Genomic DNA, 16,753 nt, shown 5'->3' on the forward strand with positions numbered 1-16,753 from the left:
CATGTCCGACACCTACGAGACGGCCGGCGGACGGAACGGGACACCGCACCCCGCGGGTCCGGACACGGGCGAGGACCAACGGCCCGCGTGGGTACGGGAGGTGGCCCTCGCCGTCAGCGCGCACCCGCAGATCCTTCTCACCGGAAACGTGCACGACCAGTACCTGCTGCCCGATCCCGAACTCGGCGGGCGGCCACGGTACATGCAGCTCGTGGAGGTGCTGGCCACCGTCCTCGCACAGCGGGGCTACGCGGGACTGCTGAGCTGTGCCGGCGGAGAGGGGCTGTCCGTCGTGTGGCCCGAGGGCGAGGCCGCACGGGCGCCCGCGGTGCAGGAGGTGCTGGCCCGCGCCCAGGTGGACCCGGGACACCATCTGTCACTGGGACAGCTGAGGGACGTCGTGGCGGCCGTCGCCGGAGAACGTCCACCGGGTACCGCGCCGGTCGCGCTCGTGATCACGGACGCCTCCCGGCTGCTCTCCGGCGAACAGACCACGGCGGAGGAGCGGCTCTTCCTCTCGGTCGCGGACCGGCTCGCCTACCGGGCCATTCCGTCCGCGGCCGGCTATCCGGTGGTCTTCTGGGTGCTCGACCGGATCAACGACCTGCCCAGCTGGTTCACCACCGGGAACCACACCCTGAGGGTCACGGCGGTGCCCGAGCCCGATCTCGGCACGCGGCAGCGCGCGGCGGCCGACTACGCCCCCCGGATGCTGAACGCGCCGACCGAACCGGGCCAACGCGCCGATCTCGCCCGGCGTTTCGCCGAGGCCACCCACGGCATGCGGCTGCGTCAGATGCGCGACGTGGTGGAACTGGCCCGCGCCGCGGACATCCCGGCCGCGCGTATCGAGGACGCCGTACGCACCTTCCGCGTCGGGGTGCCCGACAACCCCTGGCAGCATCCGACCCTGCGCACCCGGCTGGCCGGCGCCGAGGAGTCACTGGGACGCCGGGTCCTCGGCCAGCCGGACGCGGTACGGCGGGCCGTGGACATCGTGGCGCGTTCGGTGACCGGACTCTCCGGAGCGCAGAGCGGCGGCACCGGCACCAAACCGCGGGGCGTGCTGTTCTTCTCGGGCCCGACGGGTGTGGGCAAGACCGAGCTGGCCAAATCACTCGCGGGTCTCCTCTTCGGCGACGAACAGGCCTATCTGCGCTTCGACATGAGCGAGTTCTCGGCGGAGCACTCCGAGGCGCGGCTGATCGGCGCGCCCCCGGGCTATGTCGGCCACAACGCGGGCGGTGAACTCACCAACGGCATCCGCGAACAGCCTTTCCGGGTCGTCCTCTTCGACGAGATCGAGAAGGCCCACCCCCGGCTGATGGACAAGTTCCTCCAGATCCTCGACGACGGTCGCCTCACCGACGGGCGCGGCGCCACCGTGTACTTCACCGAGACACTGCTGGTGTTCACCACGAACCTCGGTGTCATCACCGCGGACGAGGAGGGCAAGCCGAAGGAGAACGTCACCCCCGACGACGATCTGGAGACCATCGAGATCCGGGTCCGCGAGCACCTGCAGCTGTACTTCCGCTACCTGCTCGGCCGTCCCGAGCTCTACAACCGCATCCAGCAGAACATCGTCGTCTTCGACTTCCTGCGTCCGCCGGTCACCGAGCAGATCGCCGACCGGGCGCTGGACCGGGTCGCCGAGACCGTGCAGCGGGTGCACGGCGTCAGCGTGCTGTACACCCCCGAGGTCCGCGACCGGCTGCGTGAACTGGCCACCTTCGATCTGCGCAACGGCGGTCGCGGAATCGTGTCGGAGGTCGAGGCCGTCCTGGTCAACCCGCTGGCCCGGGAACTCTTCCTGCACCCCAGGCCCCCGGGCAGCAGCCTACGGATCACCGGTCTGAAACCGGACGGGCAGAACTGGAGGCTGCTGACCGAATGATCCTTCACATCGCCCGGCTGCATCATCCGGTGACGGCGCTCGGCCCCGGCACCCGCCTGGGCATCTGGACGCAGGGCTGCGCCCTGGCCTGCCCCGGCTGTCTGTCCCGCGACACCTGGGAGGCCGGACCGGAGCACGCGGTGGACACCCGGGTGGTCCTGGAGTGGTGCGACCGCCCGGACCCGGCCGGTATCGACGGGGTGTCCATCAGCGGCGGGGAACCGTCCGAACAGCCCGAAGCCCTGGCCGAGTTGCTCGTGGGCCTGGCCGAGCGCGGGGAGCGGCACGGCTGGGACCTGCTGTGCTGGACGGGCTTGGAGGAGGAGGACTTCGCGGACCGCTGCCCGAAGGCGTACGCACGACTCGACGGGCTGGTCACCGGACCGTACCGGGTCGCCGAGGCCGGCGGCGGACGCTGGCGGGGATCCGCCAACCAGCGCCTGGTTCCGCTCACCGATCTCGGCCGGCAGCGCCTCGGTCGCTGGGCCGGCGACGGACCGGGGTCCGGACACCCGGCGGAGCTGCAGTTCCAGGTCGAGGACGACCGGCTCCACCTGATCGGGGTGCCGCGCCCGGGCGACCCGGCCCGGATCCAGAAGGCCCTGGCGGCCCAGGGCATCTCCCTGGACGGTGTGACATGGAGGCCCTGATCTGCCCGCGCGGCCACGCGGCCCCCGGCGACGGCACGCTCTGCGAGCACTGCGGGGAGTTCCTGCGCAAGGCGCCCGTGGGGGGAGACGCGGCCGGCGGACCGGCCGGGGGCGGGGGATCGCCGCACGGTCCCCGTCACGGGGCGTCCGCGCTGGAGACCTGCTCCGAACCGCAATGCGAACTCGAACTCCGCCGAGGCACATGCCCGTTGGGCCACCCTCAGCCGGACGGTGACCGGTCAGGCGGTGACCGGTCAGGCGGTGACTGGTCAGGCGGTGACCGGTCGGGCGGTGACCGGTCGGGTCACGACGGGTGGGGACAGGAAGCCACCGTCCCCCACGGGACGCCGCAGCCGGGATCCGGTGCGCGGCCGCACGGGAACGCCCGGGTGGGTGGACCGGGCCGCTCCTTGGCCGTGGTCTTCCCCTGGGGGACGTACGCGGTCGGCTCCGCACCGCTCGTCGTCGGCCGTTCCGCCACCGAGGCCGGCGAACTCGCGGAGCGGATGCTCGAGTACGGCCGGTGGACGGGCCACGACTACGGCAATGTGTCCCGCGCCCACGCGGTCGTCTGGGCGGACGCCGAGGGCACCTGGATCCGCCATGTCAGCAGGACCAACTCCACCCGCGTCAACGGCAACCCCCTCCCCGCGGACGAGCCCCACCGCCTCCGGCCGGGAGACGTCCTCGCCTTCGCCGCGAAGCTGCGGGCGCACGTGGAGGAAGCCGCCGGGGAGTGAGCCGTCCCGCGGTGAGGCGTGCGCCCAGAGCCGGTCCCGGCGTTTGAAGATCACGTACAGGCCGGCGCAGAGCTGGAACGGAGATTTTCGGTCAGGGTGGCCGAGGGGCCGTGGGGTGCGTCGGGGGCGGCTCCGGGGTCGGGGGTGCGGGATCTCGGACCGCGTGGGCGGAAATGGGTGGAGGTGGCATGGGAGTGCCGATGGGGGCGGAATTCCGGGCGGCAGTTTCGCGGCGGTTGTATGTGATCGCGTGGTGACTGAATTCGATCTGCGCGGGCTGGACATGCCTTACCCGTTCAACTAAATTCACGGCAGTTCCGAGCACGGCTCCCTTTCCCGTAAACACACTTCAAGAAAGAGGTGTTCCATGCGCGAAGAAATGGAAATCGAATTCGAGCAGTCTGCTTTTGAGGTCTTGGCCGAGGACGAGTACGCGGCCGCCCAGACCTGTCAGCTTCCCACCGCCGCCTGACAGTGACCACGACCGTGCGCCTGCGGATATCGCGCCTTTGCGTCTTCTTCTGGCGCAACGGTCAGCTGGTCTGTGACGATCCGGTGCGGCACCGCCAGCTGGCGCTCGGCGCCGAAGCAGGGCGGTTGCTGCACCGGTTCGCCGACTGGGCCGGGGTCGACGCCGACCTCGACCCCGCGGTCGGCGGCAACGCGCTGCTACGGCAGTTGCTCGCCGCCCACGTGCTCGTCGCCGAGGACTCGGCCGAGCACCGGTTCGAGGAGCGGCTCGGGCCCTGGTCCTCCTGGGGCACCTCGGCCACGTACTTTCATCTGGCCAGCCGTAATCTGCACGACGAGAAATTCTCCACCGCGGCCGAGGACACCGCCTGGCTGGTGGACCAGCTGCCGGACCGGCCGCAGCCGCCGGAATTCAAGGAATATCCGGAAGCCGAGCGTTTTCCGCTGACCCGCGAGGACTCCGACGACCTGGGCGGTATCGGGCTGGCGCAGGCTTTGCGTGCCCGGCGTTCCACCCGGAAATTCGACACCGGTCGGGCCATGACGGAACCTCAGCTCGCCGCGCTGCTGCGCTGGGTCGGCGGCCCCCTGCACTCCGTTCCGTCGGGAGAGGCGGCGGGGCTGCGTCCGGCGGTGCTCAAGGCGAGTCCCTCGCCGGGTGCCCTGCAGGCGCTGGAGATCTATCCCGTCGTCCTGGACGTCGAGGGCGTCGCCCCGGGCATCTACCACTACCACTCCCGCGAGCACGCCCTGGAGTCCCTGCGGCCGGGCCCCGTCGACCGGGCGGAGGTCGTCCGCTGGTGCGGCGACCAGACCTACCTCGGCGACGTCGGCGTACTCCTGCTCTATACCGCCGTACTGGAGCGGACCGCGTGGAAGTACCGGACCGGGCGCGTCTATCGGACGCTCTTCATGGAGCTCGGTCACGTCAGCCAGACCGCGTACCTGGTCGGCACCGCGCTCGGGCTCGGCATGCTCTTCAGCGCGGCCACCCGGGACGCGGCGATCGAGGACGCGCTGGGGCTGGAGTGGGACAAGGAGATCCTGCTCGGGCTGAACGGGGCGGGGACGCCGACCACGGGTGAGGTGGCGCGTCAGCGGGCCATGCTGGAGGGCGGGCCCGCGGGATTCTCGTTCGCCGGGGACGCGTGGGACGGGCTCGGATCATGAGCGGCACGAGCGGGCACGGGCTCCGTGCGTACGTCGATCTCGTCCGCCTCGATCGCAACCTCGCCGCCTTCCACCGCGCCGCCCGCCGGCACGGCGTCGCCGTACGCGCGCACGCCAAGGCCCATCGGACCGTGGAGATCGCGCACCGGCAGCGGCGGGCCGGGGCCGTCGGCATCGCCGTGAACCAGGTCGCCCAGGCCCGGCAGTACGCCGCCGCCGGAATCACCGACATCGTCATCGCGCATCCCTGGAACGACGCCTGGCGTCAGCCCCTGTTCGCCCGGCTGGCCCGGCGCTGCCGGGTGGCCGTGCACGTCGACAGCGTGGAGTCCGCACTGGGGCTGGGCGCGGCGGCGCGGGCGGCGGGCAGTGTGCTGGGTGTGCGGATACAGCTGGGCACCGGGGACGACGTGACGGCCACGCCCGACGCTCACCTCCTGGACCTCGCCCGCGTGGTCACGGCCTCGCCCGCGCTGCGGCTCGACGGGGTCACCGGCTATCAGGCCCTCACCAGTGGGCAGGACGCCGCCGCACGGGACGCGGTGGGGCGGGACGCGGCCGAATACGTCGTACGGTGCGCCGCGCTGCTGCGCCGGCACGGGTTCGGCTGCCCCACGGTCGCGGTGGGCGGGACGCCCACGGCCGCGGGGGCGATGGCCGTCACGGGCGTGACCGAGATCTGCGCGGGCGCGTACGCGCTCCAGGATGCCGGGATGGCGGCGATCGGGGTGTGTGCGGTGGACGAGGTGGCCGTGTCCGTGAACGCCGGGCCGGCCGCGGACGAGCTGCTGGACGCATACCCCTATCCGTGGCAGACGCCGGGCGAAAGGGTGCGGCGGACGGGTGCCGAGGGCCGTGTCCTTCCCCCGCACATCTGTGCGTTGATGCCGCAGATCGACCAGGTGACCGTCCAGGAGCCCGAACGGCCCGACCTCACCTGGCGGGTACGGAACGAGATGGACGAGCCGGGGGGACCGGAAGGCGTATGGCAGGACGGGGAAGGCGTGCGGGTGTCGGAGCGGCGGAGCGACGGCGGGGCGGACCGGTAGAACGGCCTTCCAGGCTCGCCGTGCTGCGGGTCCGCCGGTACCGCTGGTTCTTCCTGGCCCAGCTCAGCTCCTGCTTCGGGGACTTCATGGTCGCGCCCGCGCTGGCGTTCGCCGTGCTGGGGATGTCGGGGTCGGTGGGCGATCTGGGGCTGGTGCTGGCCGCGCGGACGGTGCCGCTGGTGGCGCTGATGCTGGTGGGCGGGGCGCTGGCCGACCGGCTGCCGCGGTATGCGGTGATGGTGGGCGCCGATGTGACGCGGGCGCTCGTCCAGGCGGCGACGGCCGTGCTGGTGCTGGCGGGGCACGCCCAGGTCGGGCAGTTGATGGCGTTGCAGGCCGTGCACGGGGCGGCGTCCGCCCTGTTCGTGCCGGCGGTCTCGGGGCTGCTCCAGCAGACGGTCCCGGAGGGGCAGCGGCAGGAGGCCAACGCTCTGCTCGGCATCCAGCGTTCCGCGGCCCAGATCGCGGCCCCCCTCCTGGCGACCCTGTTCGTGGTGACCGCCGGCGCGGGCTGGGCGATCGCCGTGGACGCGCTGAGCTTCGCCATCAGCGCACTGTGCCTGGCGCGGCTGCGGCCGGCGCGGGCCGCGGAGCCGGTGGCGGCCAGGGGCACCCGCCGCCTCCTGAGCGATCTCCACGACGGCTGGCGGGAGTTCCGGTCCCGTGCCTGGGTGTGGTCGTTGATCGGGGCGGCCTCGCTGACCAACGGGTGCTATGCCGTGTTCACGGTGCTCGGGCCCGAGGTGAGCGAACGGGCGCTGGGCGGGCCGGGGGCCTGGGGTGCGGTGCTGACTGGCTTCGGGGCGGGGGCCGTGAGCGGAGGCGCGGTCGCTCTGTACATACGGCCCCGGCGGCCGCTGCGGTTCGCCGTGCTCGCCGCGTCGCTGTTCGCCGCGCCGACGCTGGGGATGGCGTGGGCGACGTCCGTGCCGCCGGTGGTCGTGGCGGCGTTCGTCGGCGGGCTCGGGCTGATGGTGTTCAACCCCCTGTGGGAGACGGTGCTGCAGCGCGAGGTGCCGGCCGCCTCGCTGTCCAAGGTCAGCGCGTACGAATGGCTCGGCTCCTACGCCATGCTGCCGCTGGGCCAGGCGCTGGCCGGCCCCGCCGCCGGACTCTGGGGCACCCGCGACACCCTGCTGGCCGTCGGCCTGGCCCACCTGGTGCTCGCCGTCGCACCGCTCGCCGTACGAGACGTGCGGGAGATGCGGGACGGGCCCGCGGAGCGGGACACGCGCGAGGCGCGGGGCCCGGTCGCCGTGTCGGAGGAACAATCCGTGAACGTGAGGAAGGACTGACAGATGGCGAAGTCGCAGGGGAACGCGCCCGGGGCGGGGCCCGACCGGCCGTGGGCGGACTCTCTGCAGCGCGGGCGGGTGCCCGGGCCGCGGCTGGCGCAGCAGCGGGTGGTGGACGGCACCGGGCCGGGCACCCGCAGCGTGCACGCGGGCACCTACGAGGATCCGGTGACCGGGGCCGTGGGCACGCCCGTGTTCCAGAGCAGCACGTTCGCCTTCACCGAGGACACCTACGAGGCGTTCGACCAGGGCCACATCCGGGACGTCCCGATCTACGGCCGCTACGGCAGCCCCAACCAGTGGGCGGTGCAGGAGAAGATCGCCTCGCTGGAGGGCGCCGAGAGCGCCCTCGTGTGCTCCTCCGGCATGGCCGCGATCACCACGACCCTGCTCGCGCTCACCAACCGCGGCGGGCACATCATCAGTTCGCGGGACGTGTACGGCGGCACCTTCAACCTGCTGCGCGAGGACATGCACCAGCTCGGCCGCAGTGTCACCTTCACCGACCCCACCGACCTCGACGCGATCCGGGCGGCCGTGCGCGACGACACGCAGGTGCTGTTCTTCGAGACGCTGACCAATCCCCTGCTCAAGGCGCTGCCGCTGCGGGAGCTGGGCGAACTGGCCCGGGAACACGGTCTGTTGCTGGTCGTCGACAACACCTTTCTCTCCCCCGTCTGTCTGCGGCCCCTCGAACACGGGGCGCATCTCGTCATCCACAGCGCCACCAAGTACCTGAACGGGCACAGCGACGTCACCGCGGGTGTCGTCTCCGGACCACGCAAGTACGTAGACCGGGTCTGGTCCCAACTCCTCAAGTTCGGGGGGTCGTTGGACGCGATGATCTGCTTCCTGCTGGAGCGGGGGCTGAAGACGCTCGCCCTGAGGATGCGGCAGCACAGCGTCAACGCCGACGCGCTGGCCGGCTTCCTCGCCGGACACTCGGCGGTGCGCGCCGTGCACCATCCCGGTCGTCCGGGCTATCCGTACCGGTGGCTGCACGAGCTGTGCACCGAGGGCTGGGGAGGCATGGTCTCCTTCGAGCTGGAGGGCGGTGACGAGGCCGCGCTGAAGCTGCTGGACCGGCTGCGGCTGCCCGTCGTCGCCACCAGTCTGGGCGGGGTCGAGTCGCTGGTGAGCCTGCCGTTCAACACCTCGCACAGCTTCCTGACGGCCCGGCAGCGTCTCGGCGTCGGCATCGAGCCCGGCCTGGTCCGCTTCTCGGCCGGCATCGAGGACACCGCGGATCTGCTGGCCGACCTCGACCAGGCCCTGGGAGGACTGTGACATGCGCAACGGACTGAACATCACCGGTGTCTCGGAGACCGTGCACGAGCTGCGGGACCACCCCGAGGAAGCGATCGCGGACTTCGCCGTCGCCGCACCGGTCGAGGCCGCGCCCGCCGACGGCACCATCCGCACCAAGGCCCTCACGCTCCGCTCGGGCACGATCCGGGTGGCCCGCGACTTCCGGCTCACGCAGGGCGAGTTGGGTGCCGCGCCGCCGTACTTGGCGGACCGCGCCCCGACGCCGTACGAGTCCGCGCTGGCGGCGCTCGGCTCCTGTGTGCTGATCACGAAGGTCAACGGCTACACCGCCCGGGGCGTGACCCTCGGCTCGCTACGGGTGACCGTGACGGCGGGGCTCGCGCTGGACGCGGCGGGGCGGCCCGCGGCCGGTGCCGCGCTCGGCGATCTGGCCTGGCACTGCGAGCTCGACTGCGACGCCCCGATGGACACCGTCGAGTCGCTCAACCGGCTCGTCACCGCGTTCAGCCCCAACCACCGGGTGTTCCTCGACGAGTCGGCGATCGAACTCGTCGCCACGGTCCGCCGTCCCGACGGCGGGAGCACCGAGGTGACCGTCCCCTGGGAGCCGCAGGACGCTCCGGCCGCCTCGGTGGCCGCGGTGCGCGCCGAGGTCGTATGGGAGAACGGCTCCGAGGCGACGTACCGCACGGAGCTCACGGTGGACGGTGTACGGCACGCGTCGGGTCCCCTCGTCGTCGACCAGGCCAAGCAGATGCTCGGCATCGACAAGGGGCCCAACTCGCAGGAGATTCTGCTGTCCGCGCTGTGCGGGGAACTCACGACGCTGGTGCGGGAGGAGACGCACGGCCTGGGGCTGTCCGATGTGCGACTGTGGGCGGGGGGCCGGCTGGACACGCGGGGGATGCTGAACGTCGACCGGGACATCTCCAGCAGCTTCCACAACCTGCGCGTGCGCCTGAGCGCGCGGGGCGACGCACCCGCCGACGAGCTGCGGGCGGCGCTCGGCCGGGCGATGTCCCGCGCGACGGTCCCGGCCACGCTGCGCCGCTCCGGTCCGGTCGACGTCCGTCTCACCCGTCCGGACGGGGCCGGGTTCTCCTGCCGCAGCACGACCGCGCAGGCGGAGGAGGTCCGGGACGACGTCACCCGCCGGCAGCGGGCAGCCGCGTGAGCGCTCCGCCGCGGCACCGCCGAGCTGCCGCCTCTACCGCCGGTTGCGGCCCCCTCGTGTCTCTACCGTCAAGTCCCGTAGGCAAGAAGCGACTTGGAAGGGGACACGCATGAACAACGGTCTTCGTACGGCGGCCGCGGCCGCAGCGCTGGTCACCGGGCTCGTCACGGCGGGCAGCGCGCCCGCGGCGGCGGCCGCCCGGCCCGAGCGGATCACCTCGCAGGAGCAGCTGGCGGCGGGCATCGCCAAGGCTGTCGCGGCCGAGGAGGAGAACGGCGCCGTCACCGACGGCGTCATCGGCGGCATCGTCGTCAGCGGCAGCAAGTCGGCCGCCTACACGGCCTCCTGCTAGGGATGCGGAGGTGAGCACCGTGGAGCGCCCCGTCAACTGGTGTCCCAGTGGCGACGCGAGTCGCCCCGAGTCCGTGGTCCTCGGCGTCCGGTCCGGGGAGCGCGGTGAGGTCGTCTATCTCGCCGATCCGGTACCGGCCGCCGAGGTGCTCGGCGGCATCCCGGAGGGCATCGCGCCCAACCGGGTGCTGCGGTTCGCCTCGCACTGCGTGTCGGACTGTGCGAACCGGGTGGGCGAGGCGTGCGGTCTGATCGAGCGCATACGGGCCGTACCGGCGCAGGCCGCGACCGGTGCCGTACCGCGGTGCCACCTCCGCCCGCACTGCAAGTGGTGGAACCAGGTCGGTGCGGAGGGCTGCCACCGCTGCCCCGCCGTCGTCACCCTCAACCCGCACGACGACGAGCTGAACGTGCTCGTCGCGAACCCCGACACCACCCTGGACGAGTTGGAGAGCTGGATCGCCGCGGCCCAGTGAGCCGCTCGGCGCACAGGGAGAACGATCAGGGCCCCGGGCCGGGAGACCGGTACCGGGGTCCGGCCCGTTTCATGAACCGAGGACAGAGAGGGACTTCCATGGCCGACTGGATACGGCGTTTTCACCCTGCCCCCGACGCCCCCGCCCGCCTGCTGTGCTTCCCGCACGCGGGCGGCGCGGCCGCCGCCTACCACGCCCTGTCGGCCGCGGTCACGGGTCCGGTGGAGCCCCTGGTGGTGCAGTACCCGGGTCGGCACGACCGTTTCGCGGAGCCGTTCGCCGAGCGGATCGGCGAGGTCGTGGACGCCGTACTGGACGCGCTGCCCGCGGATCCGGCACACCGCCCGCTGGCGCTGTTCGGGCACAGTATGGGCGCGGTCGTGGCGTTCGAGACGGCCAGGGCGCTCCAGGCGCGAGGCCTGACGCCCGCCGCGCTCTTCGTGTCGGGGCGCGGCGGGCCCTCGCTGCCGGTCGCGGCCCGGTGGCCGAAGCCACCCTCGGACTCCGATCTGCTCGCGGAGATGCGGCTGCTGGCCGGGACCGACGACACGCTGCTGGCCGACCCGGTGCTGCTGGAACTCGTACTGCCCGCCCTGCGCGCGGACTACGCGATGCTGTTCGCCCACACGTACCGCCACGGTCCCCGGTTGCGCTGCCCGGTGGTGGCGCTGACCGGGGACGCGGACCCGAGGGTGCCGGTCGAGGAGGTGGCGGCCTGGGAGCGGGAGACCGATGGGGCGTTCACGACGTGTGTGCTGCCGGGCGGGCACTTCTACCTGGACGAGCATCTGCCGTATGTGGCCCGGGTGTTGACGCAGGCCGACGTACGCGTATGAGGTCATGGAGAGGTGGACGAAGGGGCCGGCGGAAACCGCCGGCCCCTTCCTTCACGCGCCCTCGAACTCGCTGAGCAGCGCGTCCAGCGAGTCGTCCGGCTCCTGGGCCTCGACGACCCGCCGGGCCAGTTCGTCGAGCGTCAGCTCCTCCAGGAACAGGGTGAGCGGGACGTCGATGCCGAAGTCGTCGCGCAGGCAGCCCACCAGGTGTACGGCGGCCAGGGAGTCCCCGCCGGCGGCGAAGTACGTCATCTCCAAGTCGGCGGCGGACTCCAGGCCGAGCGTCTCGACGAGCAGGGCGCGCACGGCCGTGTCGAGACCGGCGTCCGGCGCGGTCCCCGGCTCCGGCTCCGCGCGGACCGTCTCCAGGCCGAACGCCCCGTAGCTCTCACCCGCGAACGGGTACGTCGGCAGCGAGACCCGGCGGCCCCGGCCCGGCCACGGCAGCCGCTCGTCGCGCAGCCACGCCTCGCCGATCGCCCGCAGGTCGTCGGCGCCCGCCGGGGCGGACGCCGCGTGGCCCTCGGCGAGTTCGGCCAGCCGGTCCGCGGCCTCCTCACGGTCGGCGGCCAGGACGTAGGCGCGCTCGGCGAGGGGGGTACGGCCGAAGCGGAGGGTGTGGGCGGTGTCCGCGAGGCTGGGGGCGCCGGGGGCGCGCAGGGCGGCGGCGAGGCGGCCCGCGAGGGCCTTGAGGGCGTCCCCGGTACGGGCGGAGAGCAGCAGGACCTCGGGCCCCGGGGTGCGGGACGGCCCGGGGTGCGGCGGGGCCTGTTCCAGGGCCACGTGGACGTTGGTGCCGCCGATGCCGACGGAGCTGATGCCGGCCCGGCGGGGCCCGTACTCCGGCTCGGGCCAGGGTCCGGCCCGGTCGACGACGTGGAACGGCGAGTCGTCGAGGGCGAGTTCGGGGTGCGGGCGGCCGGCTCCGGCGGTGGGGGCGAGGGTGGCGTGCTCCAGCATCAGGACGGTCTTGATGAACCCGGCCACGCCCGCGGCCGCGTCCAGGTGGCCGATGTTCGCCTTCACCGAGCCGAGGCCGACGGAGCGCGTGCCGAGGGCGCTCTTGAAAGCGGCGCTCGCGGCGCTCGCCTCGATCCGGTCGCCGAGTTCGGTGGCCGTGCCGTGCGCCTCCAGGTACTGGGCGTCGGCCGGGTCGAGGCCCGCCGCCGTCCAGGCCTCGACGATGGCGGCGGTCTGCTGGTCGACGCCGGGGGCGGTGAAGCCGACGCGGGCGGCACCGTCGTTGGTGACGGCGCTGCCGCGGATGACCGCCCGCACCGGGTCGCCGTCGGCGAGCGCGTCCGCGAGGCGGCGCAGTACGACGACGCCGACGCCGTTGCCGGGCACGGTGCCGCCGGACCGCTCGTCGAAGGGGCGGCAGCGGCCGTCGGGAGAGAAGATCCCTCCCTGGTAGTGGACGTAACCACGCCTGCGCACGGTGTCGACGGCGACGCCTCCGGCGAGCGCGGTGTCGCAGTCCCCGAGCAGCAGCGCCTGGACGGCGAGGTGGATCGCGGTCAGGGAGGTGGAGCAGGCCGTCTGGACGGTGAGGCTCGGGCCGTCGAGGCCGAGGCGGTAGGAGATCCAGGGGGCGAGGAACTCGCGGTCGGTGAGGATGCGCACCTGGAGCGCGCCGAGCTGCGCGGCGAGCTTCGGGTCGGTCTGGGCGGCCAGCATGTGCTCGGTGACGCCGCCGCCGACGTAGACGCCGGTGCGCCGCGGCGCGTCGAGCGGGTCGTGGCCGGCGTCCTCCAGGGCGGACCAGGCGGTCTCCAGGAGCAGCCGGTGCTGCGGGTCCAGGGCCGCGGCCTCGGTGCGGTGGAAGCCGAACAGGGCGGCTTCGAAGCGGTCGGCGTCGGCGAGCACGCCCTTGGCGGGTACGTAGTCGCGACCGCGGATCTCGTCCGGGTCGGCGCCGTCGGCGAGGAGTTCCTCCTCGGTGAGGTCGGTGATCGAGCAGAGCCCGCCGACGAGATTGCGCCAGTACGTGTCGAGGTCGGGGGCGCCGGGGAAGCGGCCGCTCATGCCGATGACGGCGATCGCGGAATCGAGGTTCTCGGGCGTTGCTGCGGTGGTGAAGGTCATCGGAGTGTTTCCTTCCGGGAGCGGAGTCGTCGGACGGCGGCGGTGCGCCGGTGGTGCCGTTCGCCGCCGCGGGCGGCGGAGTCGGGAAGGTCCGCCTCGTGGGCCCGGTCGAGGCGGGCGGCGAGGGACGCGACGGTGGGGTGCCGGAACAGGTCGACCAGGGTGAGGTCGCCGTCCACGCCGGCGTCGCGCAGGGCGGCCAGCACCCGGAGCAGGCGGACCGAATTGCCGCCCATTTCGAAGAAGTTGTCGTGGACGCCGACCCGGTCCATGGTCAGGACGCGTGCCCACACGTCCGCGACCAGGCGTTCCATGGCGGTGTCGGCGGCCGTCCAGGACGCGTCCGGGGCACGCAGGGTGAGGGCGGGCTCGGGCAGCCGGGAGCGGTCGATCTTGCCGTTGCTGCTGAGCGGCAGCTCGTCGAGGCGGACGAACAGCTCGGGCACCATGAAGGCGGGCAGCCGTTCGGCGAGATGGGCGCGCAGCGCGTCGTCCGCGGGCGGCGGGGTGCCGTCGCGGCCCACCACGTAGGCGACGAGCCGCTGTTCGCCCCCGGTGCCGCGCACGGTGGCCGCGGCGATCCGGACGTCCGGGTGGGCGGCCAGCAGCGACTCGATCTCGCCGAGTTCGAGACGTACGCCCCGCAGCTTGACCTGGAGGTCGCCGCGCCCGAGGTAGGTCAGCACGCCGTGGGCGTCGATGCGGCCGAGGTCGCCGCTGCGGTACATCCGGGTGCCGGAGTCGCCGAACGGGTCGGCGACGAACCGTTCGGCGGTCAGGCCGGGTTGCCCGATGTAGCCGCGGGCGAGTCCGGCACCGGCGATGTAGATCTCGCCTGTGACGCCGACGGGGACGGGGCGCAGCCGGTCGTCCAGGACGTAAAAGCGGGCGCCGGCGACGGACCGGCCGAGCACGACGGGGTCGCCCGGGGTGAGGTCGCCGGTGTGGGAGTAGACGGTGACCTCGCTGGGGCCGTAGGCGTTCACGATCCGCCGCCCGGGTGCGTGCAGCCGCTCGACGAGTTCGCCGGGGCAGGACTCGCCGCCGACGGCGAGGGTGCGCAGGTCGGGCAGTTCTCCGGTGACGTCGGGCAGCAGCATGGCCGCGGACGGCGGCAGGAACACATAGGTGATCCGGGAGTCGCGCAGCCGGTCCAGCAGGGCCTCGCCGAGCCGCTCGTCCTCGTGCGGGACGTGCAGCTCGGCGCCCGCGACCCAGGGGAAGAACAGGTCGGAGACGGCGACGTCGAAGCCGAAGGCCACGAACTGCAGCACCCGGTCCTCGGCCGTCACCGGGAAGGAGTGACGCGCGGCCATGGCCAGGTTGACCAGGGCCCGGTGTTCGACGGCCACGCCCTTGGGGCGACCGGTGGAGCCGGAGGTGAACAGGACGTAGGCGAGGTCGCGGGCGCCGGGCGCCGGCCCCGAGGTCACGGGCGGCGGCTCTGTGGGGTCGGGGCGGTCCACGCGCAGGCAGGGCACGCCGAGTCCCGCGGCCCGGGCGGCGGTGGCCTCGGCGGTCAGCAGCAGGCCGGTGCCGGAGCAGTCGACCATGTAGCGCAGGCGGTCGTCGGGGTGGGCTCGGTCCAGGGGGACGTAGGCGCCGCCCGCGCGCAGCACCGCGAGGGCGGCGAGGCCCTGGTCCGCCGAGCGGGGCAGCAGCAGGCCGACTCGGAATCCGGGGCGTACGCCCACGGCGCGGAGCCGGGCGGCCAACGCGTCCGCGCGCTCCAGGAGTTGGCGGTAGCTGAGGCGCTCCTCGCCGTACACCAGGGCGGTGGCGTCCGGGCAGGCAGCGGCGACGTCCGCGATCAGGTCGGGGACCAGGCGGTCGGCGGGGGCGGCGTCGGCGAGGCGGTCGGCCTGCGCGAGGATCAGGCGCCGCTCGTCCTCGGCGACCGGGTCGAGGGACGACAGGGGTGCGTTCGGGGCGGCGAGGAGGCCGTCCAGGAGGACGGTGAAGTTACGGGTCCAGCGGTGGACGGTCGCCGCCTCGAACAGGCCGGCGCGGTAGATGAACTGGGCGGCCAGGTCCTCGCCCCAGCGCTCCACATGCAGATGGAAGTCGAACTTCGCTGTGTCCAGGGCGAGTTCGAGACGCCGGGTGTCGGCGCCGGCCAGGTCCAGGGTGAGAGCGGTGTCGTCGTCGTAGGCGAAGACGACCTGAACCACCGGGTCGTGGGCGCTCTCGCGGACGGGCGCGAGGGCGTCGACCACCGCGTCGAACGGGGCGTCCTGGTGCGGGGCGGCGGCGCGCAGGGCGGTGCGGATGCGGGCGGTGAGTTCGTGGAGGGAGGGGTCGCCGCTCAGATCGACGCGCAGGGCGAGGGTGTTGGCGAGCATGCCGACGGTCTGCTGGAGGTCGGGGTGCTCGCGGCCGGACACCGGGTAGCCGATGACGAGGTCCTCGCGGCCGGTGAGGCGGCCGAGGAAGGCGGCGTAGGCGGCGAACAGCGCCATGAAGGGGGTCGCCCCCGCGGCTGTGGCCGCCTCGGCGAGGCGGCCGCGGGTGGCGGCGGGCAGCAGGAAGGGCGCGGTGCCGCCGGACGCCGAGCGCACGGCAGGCCGCGGCCGGTCGGCCGGCAGCTCCAGAGTGGCGGGCGCTCCGCGCAGCGCCTCCACCCAGTGCCGTACGGCCGGTTCGCAGTCCCCCGCCGCCTGCCGTTCGCGCTGCCAGACCGCGAAGTCCGGGAACTGCAGGGCTGGTTCGGGCGGGCTGTGGGGCCGGCCGGCCGTCTCGTCACGGTAGGCGGCGCCCAGACCGTCGAGCATGACGCCCAGCGACCAGCCGTCGCAGACCAGATGGTGGGCGACGAGCAGGACGCGGTGGGTGCCGTCGTCGACCGCGTACACGGTGCAGCGCAGCAGCGGCCCGGTGGCCGGGTCGAAGGGGCGGGCGGCCGCCGCCCGCATCAGCGCGTCCACGCGGTCCGCGGGCACGCCCTCCTCGGCGGTGAGGGCGGCCCGGCCGGCGGCCCGCACGAGCTGGGTCTGGGTGCCGTCGGGGGCGGTGCGGAAGACGGTCCGCAGGGACTCGTGCGTGGCGACCAGCGCGTCCAGGGCGCGGCCGAACGCGGCGAGGTCGAAGGGCCCGCGCACGGCGAAGGCGGCGGGCACGTTGTACTGCGCGGTGCCCGGGTTCAGCTGGTCGAGGACCAGCAGCCGGCTCTGGGCGTCGGAGACGGGGAACTCGTACTCCTCGAAGGGGTTTTGGTCTGCGGCCGGCTGACCGTCGGCGAGGGTGCCGAACGTGCCGAAGGAATCGAGGGTGCCGAGTGTGTCGGTCGTCAT

Annotated in this window: 13 protein-coding genes; 11 read left to right on the top strand and 2 right to left on the bottom strand. The window is 73.3% G+C overall.

Annotation, left to right across the window (positions count from 1 at the left end; genetic code table 11):
• The first annotated feature begins 1 nt into the window (after position 1).
• The 11 genes from ABZX90_RS02080 (at position 2) to ABZX90_RS02130 (ending at position 11,378) form a co-directional block, all read left to right on the top strand.
• Positions 2–1,897, top strand: a complete 1,896-nt coding sequence (locus ABZX90_RS02080; RefSeq protein ID WP_351126841.1) for an AAA family ATPase — start codon at positions 2–4, stop codon at positions 1,895–1,897.
• Positions 1,894–2,547 (top strand): 4Fe-4S single cluster domain-containing protein, encoded by a 654-nt coding sequence (locus ABZX90_RS02085; RefSeq protein ID WP_355200826.1) that lies wholly within the window; start codon positions 1,894–1,896, stop codon positions 2,545–2,547. Before ABZX90_RS02080 ends, ABZX90_RS02085 begins: the two co-directional genes overlap by 4 nt.
• A 389-nt stretch (positions 2,548–2,936) precedes the next feature.
• On the top strand, positions 2,937–3,287 hold the full coding sequence (locus ABZX90_RS02090; RefSeq protein ID WP_351126846.1) for an FHA domain-containing protein: 351 nt from the start codon (positions 2,937–2,939) through the stop codon (positions 3,285–3,287).
• 474 nt (positions 3,288–3,761) lie between these two features.
• On the top strand, positions 3,762–4,928 hold the full coding sequence (locus ABZX90_RS02095) for a SagB/ThcOx family dehydrogenase (RefSeq protein WP_355200828.1): 1,167 nt from the start codon (positions 3,762–3,764) through the stop codon (positions 4,926–4,928).
• Positions 4,925–5,977 carry an alanine racemase gene (locus ABZX90_RS02100; RefSeq protein ID WP_355200830.1) on the top strand — a complete coding sequence of 351 codons (1,053 nt, stop codon included), beginning with the start codon at positions 4,925–4,927 and terminating at the stop codon, positions 5,975–5,977. The genes ABZX90_RS02095 and ABZX90_RS02100 overlap by 4 nt, the downstream gene beginning before the upstream one ends.
• 20 nt (positions 5,978–5,997) lie before the next feature.
• Positions 5,998–7,272: an MFS transporter gene (locus ABZX90_RS02105; RefSeq protein WP_355200832.1), complete on the top strand. Its 1,275-nt coding sequence runs from the start codon at positions 5,998–6,000 to the stop codon at positions 7,270–7,272.
• Between the two features lie 3 nt (positions 7,273–7,275).
• The gene (locus tag ABZX90_RS02110) at positions 7,276–8,559 is read left to right on the top strand and encodes a PLP-dependent aspartate aminotransferase family protein (RefSeq protein WP_355200834.1); all 1,284 of its coding nucleotides are present in this window, start codon (positions 7,276–7,278) and stop codon (positions 8,557–8,559) included.
• A gap of 1 nt (position 8,560) precedes the next feature.
• Positions 8,561–9,715: an OsmC family protein gene (locus ABZX90_RS02115; protein WP_355200836.1), complete on the top strand. Its 1,155-nt coding sequence runs from the start codon at positions 8,561–8,563 to the stop codon at positions 9,713–9,715.
• A gap of 109 nt (positions 9,716–9,824) precedes the next feature.
• Positions 9,825–10,067 carry a hypothetical protein gene (locus ABZX90_RS02120; RefSeq protein WP_351126858.1) on the top strand — a complete coding sequence of 81 codons (243 nt, stop codon included), beginning with the start codon at positions 9,825–9,827 and terminating at the stop codon, positions 10,065–10,067.
• 10 nt (positions 10,068–10,077) lie between these two features.
• The gene (locus ABZX90_RS02125) at positions 10,078–10,542 is read left to right on the top strand and encodes a hypothetical protein (protein ID WP_351126860.1); all 465 of its coding nucleotides are present in this window, start codon (positions 10,078–10,080) and stop codon (positions 10,540–10,542) included.
• Between the two features lie 98 nt (positions 10,543–10,640).
• The gene (locus ABZX90_RS02130; RefSeq protein WP_351126862.1) at positions 10,641–11,378 is read left to right on the top strand and encodes an alpha/beta fold hydrolase; all 738 of its coding nucleotides are present in this window, start codon (positions 10,641–10,643) and stop codon (positions 11,376–11,378) included.
• 51 nt (positions 11,379–11,429) lie between these two features.
• Here ABZX90_RS02130 and ABZX90_RS02135 read toward each other — a convergent pair whose 3' ends face one another.
• Together ABZX90_RS02135 and ABZX90_RS02140 are read right to left on the bottom strand one after the other, a co-directional pair.
• The gene (locus ABZX90_RS02135; protein WP_355200838.1) at positions 11,430–13,463 is read right to left on the bottom strand and encodes a beta-ketoacyl synthase N-terminal-like domain-containing protein; all 2,034 of its coding nucleotides are present in this window, start codon (positions 13,461–13,463) and stop codon (positions 11,430–11,432) included.
• Positions 13,460–16,753, bottom strand: a complete 3,294-nt coding sequence (locus ABZX90_RS02140) for an amino acid adenylation domain-containing protein (RefSeq protein ID WP_355200841.1) — start codon at positions 16,751–16,753, stop codon at positions 13,460–13,462. Before ABZX90_RS02140 ends, ABZX90_RS02135 begins: the two co-directional genes overlap by 4 nt.

The organism is Streptomyces sp. NPDC002935, from assembly GCF_040611295.1.
Classification (GTDB): Bacteria; Actinomycetota; Actinomycetes; order Streptomycetales; family Streptomycetaceae; genus Streptomyces.